Here is an 11,358-nt window from a genome sequence, read left to right on the forward strand (position 1 = left end):
AGGTCAATTTTCAGGATTTATGGTAGCAAGCTCCCTTATTCTTTATTTTCAGTCAAAAAATATCCCCAATGATTCAATTTTATGGCAAGAAGATAATAATTTTGCCGACCTCCGTTTAATAAATGCGTAACTTGTTACCGTTGTTAGACTTTCCAAACTGCATACCATTAAAAAACACCAAGCTTAAACATGGGATTATTTGATTTTTTTTCAAGTGACATCGCCATAGATCTCGGAACAGCCAATACGCTGATCATCCATAAGGATAAAATCGTGGTCGACGAACCTTCCATCATTGCTATTGATAAGACCAATAACCGGGTTCTTGCCGTAGGTAGGGAGGCGATGAACATGCATGAAAAAACACACGAAAACATCAAAACAATTCGTCCGCTAAAGGACGGTGTGATTGCAGACTTTTATGCTGCAGAACAAATGATTCGTGGGTTAATCAAAATGATCCCTGGTCAGAAAAAAGGAATGTTTCCACAATCACACCGAATGGTAATCTGCATTCCTTCCGGTATTACAGAAGTGGAAAAAAGAGCTGTGCGCGACTCTGCCGAGCATGCAGGTGCAAAGGAAGTTTATATGATTTTTGAACCAATCGCCGCTGCGATTGGTATCGGGATCGATATTGAAAAACCGATGGGATCCATGATCGTGGATATCGGTGGGGGTACTACTGAAATTGCCTTGATCGCTCTGTCAGGAATTGTTGCTGATCAATCCATTCGCGTAGCAGGTGACACCTTCACCAAGGACATTCTTGACTACATGCGCAGACAGCATAATTTATTGATTGGTGAGCGATCTGCTGAAAAAGTCAAAATCGCCATTGGTTCTGCCTTGACTGAATTGGACGAAGCTCCTGAAGATTATGAAATTCGAGGTAGAGACTTGATGACAGGTATTCCGAAAGTCATCAAGGTCTCCTATTCTGAGATTGCTTTTGCATTGGATAAATCTGTATCCAAAATTGAGGAAGCAGTATTGAAAGCCTTGGAAATTGCTCCACCTGAATTGTCGGCAGACATCTATGACAATGGCATTCACCTTACAGGTGGGGGAGCACTTTTAAAAGGACTTGATAAGCGACTTCATCAAAAAACCAAACTTCCTATCCACATTGCTGAAGACCCACTTCGCGCAGTGGTTAGAGGAACAGGTACTGCCTTGAAAAACCTACAAAATTTCCGAACTGTATTGATGACTTAAAGCCTGAATGCTACGCATTTTAGAATTCCTTTATCGATTAAGGGCCTTTTTATTGTTTGTTTTTTTGGAGATCATTGCCATTTGGATGGTTGTCCGCAACAACTCGCCTCAAGGGGCAGCATTTTTTAATAGTTCCATGGCAATTACCGGAAGCTTATTGAAGACGCAATCCGACCTGGTTGGCTTTTTCAATTTGGCAGATGAAAATCAGGACTTGGCTTCACAAAATGCAGAGTTACTCGAGAAAATTGCTTTTTTGACTCCTGCTGACTCTATTTCGGAGGAAGGCTTGGATTCTGCATTTCGTGCTACTTACACAGTTCAAAGCGCTCGTATTGTAGGCCAAACACTTCGTCTTACCCAAAATCACCTAACTATCAATAAAGGAAGCAATCAAGGCGTCAAAGAGGGAATGGGGATTTTTAGTAATGAAGGAGTCGTAGGCAGAGTAAAAGCCGTTTCTAAAAATTATTCGGTAGGAATTTCCTTATTGAATACTGGACTTTTAGTTTCTTCAAAAATAAAATCCAGTGACGTTTTTGCTTCGATTAATTGGGATGGAGCCAATCCTCAAGAGGCCAAAATGCTTTACGTGCCACGCCATGTATCAGCCAGCCCCGGAGATACAGTCGTCACCTCCGGCTATAATGCCATCTTCCCAGAAGGAATTTTAATCGGAACAATCAGTAATGTTTCCCCTGCCGACGATCAAAACTATCTCGACATTAGTGTACGATTAAGTGCTGATTTTAGTAAACTCAATCATGTATATCTGGTTGAAAACACCCAACTAAGCGAACTGGATTCTTTGTACCAAAAAGCCGAAATCAGCGATGAATATTAGAAAGTTATTTTCTTACTTGGCTTGGGGAATTGTTCTTTTGGTACTTCAAGTTTTCTTTTTCAAAAACCTTGCACTTTTTGGCGTAGGATTATGTTTCCTTTACCTAATCCTCATTCTCCACATGCCTGTAAATATGCCCCCTATTTCCTTAATCCTACTTAGTTTTGGATTGGGTTTAGTTGTGGATATCTTTTATGATACGGGAGGCATTCATGCAGCGGGAACGACCTTGATAGGCTTTATTCGCCCCTTATGGCTGCGGGCCATCAGCCCAACGGGTGGTTATGATGAGGGTACGGAACCTACACTACAAGAAATGGGAACAGGATGGTACCTGACCTATATTCTACCGATGACCTTTTTGTTTTCTCTTCTTTTTTTCACCGTTGATCAATGGGGCACAATGGGCTTGTTTAATATTCTAAACAAAAGCTTCTTTTCTTCGATTTTGACGGCGCTTTTGGCTATACTTGTACAGGCGTTGTTCTTTAAAAGAAGGAGGGGAATTCTATGAACGACCAAAGGCCGTTTGTCATTATTATTATCATTTTCTTGGTGGGTTTGGTACTCTTAACCAAACTCTTTATGATTCAGGTTGTCGATGATAGTTTTTCGCGAAAAGCAGAGCGAAATGCGATTCAACGTGTAATCGATCATCCCTACAGGGGTCTTATCTATGATCGAAATGGAGAATTGTTGGTTTACAACAATCCGATTTTTGATTTAATGGTCGTCCCGAAAGAGTTTACCGTAAAAGACACGGCTCGATTTCTGAATATTTTCGGAATCGAAAAAGAGCAATTGATTACTGCTTACAATGCGGCTAGAAAATATTCTTGGGTAAAACCTTCCCCTTTGATTAAGCAGATTTCCACGACTGATTTTGCAAAAATTCAGGATTTTCTAATCGATTATCCTGGCTTGTTTATCACCACCCGATCAGTCCGTTCCTATCCCACCCCAATTGCTGCACATGCCTTGGGATACATTGGCGAAATCAATGCTCAACAACTTGAAAGAGACACAACCGATTACTATGAGCAAGGCGATTATGTAGGGCTCAGCGGGATGGAGCGTTTCTATGAAGACGAGCTTCGCGGGAAAAAAGGAGTGAAATACAAAATGGTCAATGTTCGTGGTGTAGACAAAGGACCTTTTAAAAACGGGGCCTATGATACAGCTTCCGTGGCAGGGATAAACTTGACCAGTACCCTTGATCGGGATCTTCAATTATATGGAGAATACCTGATGCAGGGAAAAACAGGATCCGTGGTGGCCATAGAACCAAAAACCGGGGAAATTCTGGCTTTTATTTCTGCGCCTTATTATGATCCCAATGAACTAACTGGAGCAGATTTCGGTAAAAATTACTCTATCTTAAATTCTTTGAATAGCAAGCCTTTTCTGAATCGTCCGATCATGGCTCGTTATCCTCCAGGCTCTACGTTCAAAATAGTTCAGAGTTTAATTGGACTACAGGAAGGTATTCTTACGCCAGAAACCACCTATGCTTGCAATAAATCCTTGGTGGCTTGCCATAATCACCCTTCTCCTGTCAATTTGTTTGGAGCAATCCGAAACTCCTGCAACCCCTATTACCATCAGGCGTTCCGCAGAATGATCAATCGTGAGATATCTACCAATACATTCAAGGATACCGAAATTGGTCTTGACGCTTGGCGGGAAAAAGTATTGAAATTTGGATTGGGAGGAAGACTTGGGGTAGACATGCTTGGTGAATATGGAGGCGATGTCCCCTCAAGTAAACTTTATGACAGAGTTTACGGCGAAGGGCGATGGAAATATTCCACGATTTATTCCTTATCGATTGGCCAAGGCGAATTATTGGTTACCCCTCTTCAAATGGCAAACCTAGCTGCCATTTTTGCCAACAAAGGTTATTATTACACACCTCATCTAATCAAAGCGGTAGATGGAGACGCCACTCGTATCCCGGCTAAATTCACAACCAAACACGAAGTGGGCGTAGATGCAAGGCACTTCGATCTAATTCAGGATGCGATGGCAGAAGCCCTTTACGGAACAGCCAACCGAGCCATTATTGAAGATTTGGTGATCGCAGGAAAGACAGGTACTGCTCAAAACCCACATGGAGAGGACCATTCTGTATTTGTGGCTTTTGCGCCAAAAGATGATCCTAAAATCGCCATTGCAGTATATGTGGAGAACGCAGGATGGGGAGGAAGAGCGGCCGCAAGTACAGCTTCTTTGATGATCGAAAAATATATCAAAGGACAAATCACCCGACCAGCCTTGGAAGAATATGTGTTGGCAGGAAACTTTATATATTAAATGAGAGAACCCGATATCCCTATTAATCGCGTAGACTGGCTGGTAGTAGTCATCTATTTTGCCTTGGTGATTATCGGCTGGTTTAATATTTATGCCGCGGTCTATGACAGTCAAGCCCCTCAAAGCATGTTTGACATGTCCATCAATTCCGGACAACAGCTTGTGCGAATTGGGATCTCCGTGGTTTTGATCATCTTGATCCTGGCTGCAGACCATCGGTTATTTGAAAATCTCGCATTACCCATCTATCTGGTTTTTTTAGGGATATTAATTCTGACCCCTGTTTTTGGAAAAGAAGTTAACGGGCAGGTTTTATCCATCGGAGTAGGTTCGTTTCGAATTCAACCTGGGGAATTCGCAAAATTTGCCACGGCACTTGCCCTGGCAAAAGTCATGGAAAGGCCGACCTTCGATTTGACCAAAAGCAAGAACCAAATGATTGCTTTTGGGGTCTTGTTGCTCCCCGTACTTCTTATTTTACTTCAGCCTGATACCGGGACGGCCATGGTTTACTTTTCCCTTTTGATCATGTTTTATCGGGAGGGATTACCACAATGGTATTATGTGTTGGGCATAGGTTTTATTGCCTTGACTCTTTTGGCCTTGGGCTTTGAAAACAACTTATACCTCGTCGCTGCAATTGCAATTCTAGCCCTGATCCTGATGTCTATAGGAAAGCGTTCTTGGAAGCGGAGTCTTGCATTTGGAGCAATTGCCCTGATGATGATCGGGTATACCTATAGTATAGATTGGGTGGTTTCGAAATTACCTCCACACCAGCAAAACCGGATCATGGTGCTTTTTAACCCAGATATCGATCCCCTGGGTGTGGGCTGGAATGTGACCCAATCCAAAATAGCCATTGGCTCGGGAGGATTCTTGGGGAAAGGATATTTGCAAGGCACGCAAACCAAATTTGACTTTGTGCCGGAACAGCACACTGACTTTATTTTCTGTACCCTAGGTGAAGAATTTGGTTGGTTAGGGAGCTTTATTGTGATTGGCTTATTTGTGGCCTTGCTTTACCGATTGGTCATCATGGCAGAGCGACAGAAAACCCGCTTTTCCCGGATTTATGGGTATTCCGTAATTTCAATTCTCTTTTTTCACTTCATGATTAATATTTCCATGACCATTGGTCTTTTCCCAGTAGTTGGAATTCCCCTTCCCTTTTTTAGCTATGGAGGTTCCTCTCTTTGGTCATTCACCATGTTGCTTTTCATCTTTGTCAAACTGGATGCTTCCAGATCACAGCAACTCGGCCGGATCAATTAATCGGTAAAACGCCGATACACCACGTGAAGGAATTCCTCAACAGGTTCTGAATTTTCATCCCAGCCTAGTTCAGTTAAATAGCGAACATTGATGACCTCAATTGCTTCATCGAAAGATTGACAAGTATCTAGGGTTTTCAATGCATGGGTCAGAAGATCATCATTACCTTCAAAAAGTTCTTTACGGAACATGAAACGCTGATTTATCGCAAGACTTTCAGACAATTCTCCGATCAGTCCTTTCATTCCCTTATAGCTCTCTGCAGCAAAACGGGATTTGATTCTTCCAGCATCCAACTTCCCGCCAGAATGTGCAACTGGAGGTGTCTCCAGAATTGGTGAAGATTGTACTTCCTCTTTTTCTACCTCAGTTTCAGTTGGCGCTGTCTCTTCAGCTACTTCGTCAAAAAACGAATTACTTTCGGTTTCTTCCTCTTTTTTCTCGGAATCTGCAGTAGGTTCATTTGCTACTTCGAGATAGGCATCCAAATTAAAGGCTTTGATTTCACCCAGAGTAGCCAAAAGAAGATTTACCGACTCTAATTGATCTTTGATCACCTGGTAATTAGCAGCTATCGCCTTTTTGTAAGCAAGCGGATCTTGTCCAAAACCTGTCTTATCAATCAAAAAAGTAATGACTTGAGGATGCCATTTGTAATACTTTTTATTTTCAACCAAAAACTCATTGATTTTTTGCGAAGGAGCCTGATCGATTTCTCCTTGGTAAAAAGCCACTGGATTGGTCGCTAATTCGATGGATTTTTTAACGGCAAATTCCAACAAAGGCTGTAGGTGGGTTCGCTCAACTTTAATCCGGCGAGAAAGGACATTCATAAATTGAGTAAGCGCTTCATGTACGGCCACATCCCGATAATCGAAATAGGGATTGCTTTTTAATTTCTGAAGCTCTTGCTGCCAGAGTTCAAACAAGCGTTTGATCACAAAAAAATTAACTTGAACTGAGGCAGTTAAGCCAATGATATCCTGGCCTGTACTGAATTGGCGGTTTTGATAAAACCGATCACAAACGATCTCTGCGTAATCTTTGGCGTATTTTTCTAAATAATTGCTGTTAATTTGAGTTGTCATTAGCTGGTGATTTACAAAAGTCAACGAACAAATGCCCCGAATTGTGATAGAAAACCTCTACAATCGTACCATAGATTCGGAGAAATCTTCGGGTAAAGTTATTGAATTAATTCATGAAAATGGTATTGATTGGATGCATGCTTGCGGTAAAAAAGGGCGTTGTACCAGTTGCAAAATGATTGTAGTTTCTGGAATGGAAAACCTGAGTCCTCCAAATGACCGGGAGCTTTTTTTCAGAAATCAAGGTCGCTTGAAAGTCAATGAACGCCTTTGTTGTCAGGCTGAACTCCCAGCTGGAGAATTACATATCCGGGTGGCAGAAATCAATAAATTTCCCCATTTAGCGTATAGTGACTGAGGTATGTTTGTAGAACGATCCCCCAGAGGAGCAAAAAATACGGAGCGAAAAGGACAGATTGAAGTCATCTGTGGATCCATGTTTTCCGGAAAAACAGAGGAACTAATTCGTCGATTAAACCGTGCAAAGATCGCCAAATTGAAAGTGGAGATTTTCAAACCGAAAATTGATACCCGCTATCATGAGGAAGAAGTCGTCTCCCACAATGAAACCTCCATTCGATCAACCCCTGTCAATTTTGCCGAAGATATTTTGCTATTGGCTGGGGATTGTGATGTGGTTGGGATTGATGAGGTGCAATTTTTCGATGACCGTATCGTCAACGTGGTCAATCAATTGGCCAATCAGGGTAAGCGGGTGATTCTAGCTGGATTGGATATGGATTTCGAAGGGCAGCCTTTTGAACCTATGCCCAAATTGATGGCAACTGCAGAATACGTAACCAAGGTACACGCCATTTGCGTGAAATGCGGGGATTTGGCAGCATTTTCCCTCCGTCTTTCAGATTCTAGACAAAAGGTGGTCCTGGGTGAAAAAGAAACCTACGAAGCCCGATGCAGAAGATGCTTTTTGGAAGATAAGCGCCCATGATTCGAAAGACCGAAGGAATCGTCATCAGCTGCATCCGTTATAGGGAAACCAGCGTGATCGTAAAAATTTTCACTCGCGAATTAGGCCTCAAATCCTATATCATCAACGGGGTTCGAAAAGCCGGAAACAAATCAAAAATAGGCCTCTATCAACCCATGACGCTTTTAGATCTGGTGGTCTACGAAAAAGAAGGAGCCGGATTACAACGCATTTCAGAAGCAAAAATCAGCAATCCCTACCAGCACATTCCTTTTGATTTTCGAAAAACAGGCATTGCGCTTTTTTTAGCAGAAGGTATCGGAAAATCCATTTATGAAAATTACCAAAATGAATGGTTGTTTGATTGGATCAAGCAGTCCTTGCTTTATTTAGACTTACCGGATATAGAGCTCCGGCATTATCCTCATGCTTTTTTGATTCAATTGGCAAAATTTTTGGGCTTTGGGCCAGAGGAGGTTTCGATTTTTCTGGAAGAGAGTAAGACATTACCATTTTCACACGAAGAAATCCCCCTGGTTTCAGATTATCTGCATGATTTGATGGAACAGGCCTTCACATGTAAGACAAAAGTACCGCATGTGATTCGGAGAAAACTCCTAGACTACCTATTGGATTTCTTTTCGGAGCAATTGGACCAGAACCATCCCTGGAAATCTATTCCTGTCTTACGGCAAATTATGGAGGAATAAAAAGTAAAAAATAAATATTTGTTAAATCAATGATATAACTGTAATATTGCATCAATACCGTAAATGAACAGGCCAGCCCACTTTGGTCTGAAACTTTCCAGCAGTTCTTTTTTGCTTCGAAAACATTTACGATTCCTAATTAGCATTTTAGCACACATTATTTATTTATCATCATCTCTTTATGTACAACATAGAAGAACTCAGAATCAGATTATTATCTGAGCTGAAGGAAATCGCTGAGGAGTTGGGCGTCAAAAACTTCAAATCCTTGAAAAAAGACGAACTCGTTTATGCTATTCTCGACCAGCAAGCCATCACCCCCGAGAAAGCCCTTCCCAAGAAAAAGCCCGCTTTAGCTGAGATCCAAGAAAAACCAGCTCCAGAACCAGAATCCAAACCAGCCCAAAAGTCGGCTGAAAAACCTCAAGAGGAAGCTGAATACAAACCAAAATTCAAGCGTCAAAATGTGACCGAAGCTCCTTCAGAGGCTCCTTCTTCCGAGGAAAAACCGAGCCCTAAACGCGAGGAAAAGGCTGAGAAGCCGAAACACAAAGCTGAAAAGAAACCAGCTGAAGCAGCAGAGGATGCTCCAAAAACATTCCGTCCTCGAAAGCGAGTATTTGAAGAGGTCAATGTAGAAAAGGCTTCACAAGAAGAAGAAACTACCAAACCGGAACCAACGGCTGAGCAAAAGGCTGAGCCAGAAGTAGAACTTCCGAAGCGAAAGAATTTCAAATCCCAAGATGAGGTTTTAGCACCTGCTGCAGAAACTGTTCCCGGCAACAAAAAGAAACCTTATGTAAGTCCGCGGGAATTTGACGGAGTCATCGAAAATGAGGGCGTCTTGGAAATTATGCAAGAAGGATATGGGTTCCTTCGGTCCTTAGATTACAACTACCTAGCCTCTCCGGACGATATTTATGTATCTCCAAGTCAAATCAAACTTTTTGGATTGAAAACCGGAGATCATATTAAGGGGTCTATCCGACCACCTAAAGAAGGAGAAAAATACTTTGCCCTCCTAAAAATCGGAACAGTCAACGGAAAAACTACCGATGAAATCCGGGATCGGGTTCCATTCGAATACCTAACGCCTTTATTCCCTGAAGAGCGATTAAATCTTTCCACTAAGCCTGATGGATATTCCACACGGATTTTGGATCTCTTCTCCCCTATCGGAAAAGGGCAGCGTGGGATGATCGTAGCCCAGCCAAAAACAGGTAAAACGGTCCTTTTGCAGCAAATTGCCAATGCCATTGCCCAAAATCATCCGGAAGTTCATTTGATGATTTTGCTGATCGACGAACGTCCAGAAGAAGTAACCGATATGGCGCGATCTGTACGAGGCGAGGTGATTTCATCAACTTTTGATGAGCAAGCCGAACGCCACGTCAAGGTGGCCAATATCGTTTTGGAAAAAGCCAAGCGAATGGTAGAGGTAGGCCATGATGTGGTGATTCTATTGGACTCTATCACTAGACTTGCCCGTGCACACAATACCGTTGTGCCTAGCTCTGGAAAAATCCTTTCCGGTGGTGTGGATGCGAATGCATTGCATAAGCCAAAACGATTCTTCGGTGCCGCTCGAAATGTAGAAAATGGAGGCTCCTTGACCATCATTGCTACCGCTTTGGTGGAAACAGGTTCCAAAATGGACGAGGTGATCTTTGAAGAATTCAAGGGAACCGGTAACATGGAATTGGCCTTGGACAGAAAGTTAGCCAACCGCCGAATCTACCCTGCCATCGATGTCTTGAGTTCAGGTACTCGACGAGAGGACTTGTTGATGGACAAGGAAGAGATGCAGCGTGTTTGGATCCTTCGAAAATTGATGAGCGACATGACTTCTCAAGAATCCATGGAATTCTTGCTTCAACGTATGAAAGGAACCCGCGACAATGCAGAGTTCTTGATCAGCATGAACGGATAATTCTATTAATAATAAATTGAACTAGACCCTGATTGGTATTCCTTTCAGGGTCTTTTCATTTCTTTTGAATTTGAATACCCTCATCCATATTGCTTTTTCTATACAGCTACAAATATTTTCTTGATTTTTTGGAGAAAACAAAATTTTCAATAGATTTGAATCCCTTTGTCTGTAAAATTTAAAATATAATTTGTGTGTTAACAAAATAATGTACTTGATTATATATTAATTGAATTTCAAAAAGTATATAGTCATGTTTTATAAAATATATATAAAGGGGATATATTTTATAAGCTAACTGATAATCAAGTAGTAAGACCTAAAAAATCAAGCGAATAAATTAGGGCTTACGAAAGAAATATCTTATATTTGTAATGCATTTTTTACCCGATAAAATGCATTTAAATGCTTAACAAGGGCCTATGAGTAGATCATTACTCAGCGTATTACTTTTTATAGGACTGATTTTTCTCAGCTGGAATTTCTATGCCCAAACCAAAGGCATCAAACTAAGTGAACTCCAACCTTTTGTTCGGCTTTTCGAACCGGAAGAAGAGGAAGAAATTACACCGGTCGCGGAACCCCAAAAAGAAATTGAAAATCAAGAGAATTTTAGGATTGAGGAGGTTTTTGCGTGTACCATTAGCCTGACCTCCCCTGGTGGAACAGATAATCAAACAGTATGTGAAGGAGTAGGAATTATACCAATAACTTATGAAATAACTGGTGCGCCAGACGTAGACGTTACTAATTTACCATCTGGTATTTCCTTTTCAATGTCAGGAAATACCCTTACAATCAGCGGTACACCAGGTAGTGGTAGCAATGGGAATTATTCATACTTGATTGAAGCCACCAATGGAAGTTGCGTAGGAACGCAAACGGAAACAGGCAACATTAATGTAAACTCACTCCCAACTCCGACGTTCACCGCACAGCCCGATGCCTCAACCTGTGAACTCGAACAGGTAACCTATGAAACCCAAGGCGGATTCTCAAACTACCAGTGGACCTTCTCCGGAACACCTGGAACCGACTACAACATCATTAAC

General features: G+C 41.8%; 11 protein-coding genes. 10 read left to right on the forward strand and 1 reads right to left on the reverse strand.

What is annotated here, in order from left to right:
• Positions 1 to 189: 189 nt before the first annotated feature.
• The 5 genes from HWE15_RS04300 to rodA are packed head-to-tail and all read left to right on the forward strand — an operon-like array spanning position 190 to position 5,650.
• Positions 190 to 1,218, forward strand: a complete 1,029-nt coding sequence (locus tag HWE15_RS04300) for a rod shape-determining protein (RefSeq protein ID WP_135076406.1) — start codon at positions 190 to 192, stop codon at positions 1,216 to 1,218.
• Between the two features lie 7 nt (positions 1,219 to 1,225).
• Positions 1,226 to 2,062: a rod shape-determining protein MreC gene (gene mreC, locus HWE15_RS04305; RefSeq protein WP_290506273.1), complete on the forward strand. Its 837-nt coding sequence runs from the start codon at positions 1,226 to 1,228 to the stop codon at positions 2,060 to 2,062.
• The gene (locus HWE15_RS04310) at positions 2,052 to 2,576 is read left to right on the forward strand and encodes a rod shape-determining protein MreD (RefSeq protein WP_290506274.1); all 525 of its coding nucleotides are present in this window, start codon (positions 2,052 to 2,054) and stop codon (positions 2,574 to 2,576) included. The genes mreC and HWE15_RS04310 overlap by 11 nt, the downstream gene beginning before the upstream one ends.
• Positions 2,573 to 4,375, forward strand: coding sequence for a penicillin-binding protein 2 (mrdA, locus tag HWE15_RS04315; RefSeq protein WP_290506275.1), 1,803 nt, complete (start codon positions 2,573 to 2,575; stop codon positions 4,373 to 4,375). The genes HWE15_RS04310 and mrdA overlap by 4 nt, the downstream gene beginning before the upstream one ends.
• Complete coding sequence (rodA, locus tag HWE15_RS04320) at positions 4,376 to 5,650, forward strand: rod shape-determining protein RodA (protein WP_290506276.1); 1,275 nt, start codon at positions 4,376 to 4,378, stop codon at positions 5,648 to 5,650.
• Here rodA and HWE15_RS04325 read toward each other — a convergent pair.
• Positions 5,647 to 6,738, reverse strand: coding sequence for a hypothetical protein (locus HWE15_RS04325; protein WP_290506277.1), 1,092 nt, complete (start codon positions 6,736 to 6,738; stop codon positions 5,647 to 5,649). The two genes, rodA and HWE15_RS04325, sit on opposite strands and share 4 nt — an antisense overlap.
• A gap of 31 nt (positions 6,739 to 6,769) precedes the next feature.
• On the opposite strand from HWE15_RS04325, the gene HWE15_RS04330 reads away from it, so the two are divergent.
• The 5 genes from HWE15_RS04330 to HWE15_RS04350 form a co-directional block, all read left to right on the forward strand.
• A complete protein-coding gene (locus HWE15_RS04330; RefSeq protein WP_290506278.1) occupies positions 6,770 to 7,096 on the forward strand; it encodes a 2Fe-2S iron-sulfur cluster-binding protein in 327 nt (108 codons plus the stop codon).
• Between the two features lie 3 nt (positions 7,097 to 7,099).
• Entirely contained in the window at positions 7,100 to 7,687 is a 588-nt protein-coding gene (locus HWE15_RS04335; protein WP_290506279.1) for a thymidine kinase, read from the forward strand.
• Positions 7,684 to 8,376, forward strand: a complete 693-nt coding sequence (gene recO / locus HWE15_RS04340; protein WP_290506280.1) for a DNA repair protein RecO — start codon at positions 7,684 to 7,686, stop codon at positions 8,374 to 8,376. Before HWE15_RS04335 ends, recO begins: the two co-directional genes overlap by 4 nt.
• Before the next feature lie 181 nt (positions 8,377 to 8,557).
• Positions 8,558 to 10,306: a transcription termination factor Rho gene (gene rho / locus HWE15_RS04345; protein ID WP_290506281.1), complete on the forward strand. Its 1,749-nt coding sequence runs from the start codon at positions 8,558 to 8,560 to the stop codon at positions 10,304 to 10,306.
• Positions 10,307 to 10,728: 422 nt separating this feature from the next.
• Positions 10,729 to 11,358: putative Ig domain-containing protein (locus HWE15_RS04350; protein ID WP_290506282.1), on the forward strand; the 630-nt coding region annotated here is incomplete at its 3' end.

The sequence above is a fragment of the Algoriphagus sp. genome (genome assembly GCF_013373065.1).
Lineage (GTDB): Bacteria > Bacteroidota > Bacteroidia > Cytophagales > Cyclobacteriaceae > Algoriphagus.

Coding starts and splice junctions, on each gene's coding strand:
- HWE15_RS04300 (WP_135076406.1), top strand. CDS start 190: ATGGGATTATTTGATTTTTTTTCAAGTGACATCGCCATAGATCTCGGA.
- mreC (WP_290506273.1), top strand. CDS start 1,226: ATGCTACGCATTTTAGAATTCCTTTATCGATTAAGGGCCTTTTTATTG.
- HWE15_RS04310 (WP_290506274.1), top strand. CDS start 2,052: ATGAATATTAGAAAGTTATTTTCTTACTTGGCTTGGGGAATTGTTCTT.
- mrdA (WP_290506275.1), top strand. CDS start 2,573: ATGAACGACCAAAGGCCGTTTGTCATTATTATTATCATTTTCTTGGTG.
- rodA (WP_290506276.1), top strand. CDS start 4,376: ATGAGAGAACCCGATATCCCTATTAATCGCGTAGACTGGCTGGTAGTA.
- HWE15_RS04325 (WP_290506277.1), bottom strand. CDS start 6,738: ATGACAACTCAAATTAACAGCAATTATTTAGAAAAATACGCCAAAGAT.
- HWE15_RS04330 (WP_290506278.1), top strand. CDS start 6,770: ATGCCCCGAATTGTGATAGAAAACCTCTACAATCGTACCATAGATTCG.
- HWE15_RS04335 (WP_290506279.1), top strand. CDS start 7,100: ATGTTTGTAGAACGATCCCCCAGAGGAGCAAAAAATACGGAGCGAAAA.
- recO (WP_290506280.1), top strand. CDS start 7,684: ATGATTCGAAAGACCGAAGGAATCGTCATCAGCTGCATCCGTTATAGG.
- rho (WP_290506281.1), top strand. CDS start 8,558: ATGTACAACATAGAAGAACTCAGAATCAGATTATTATCTGAGCTGAAG.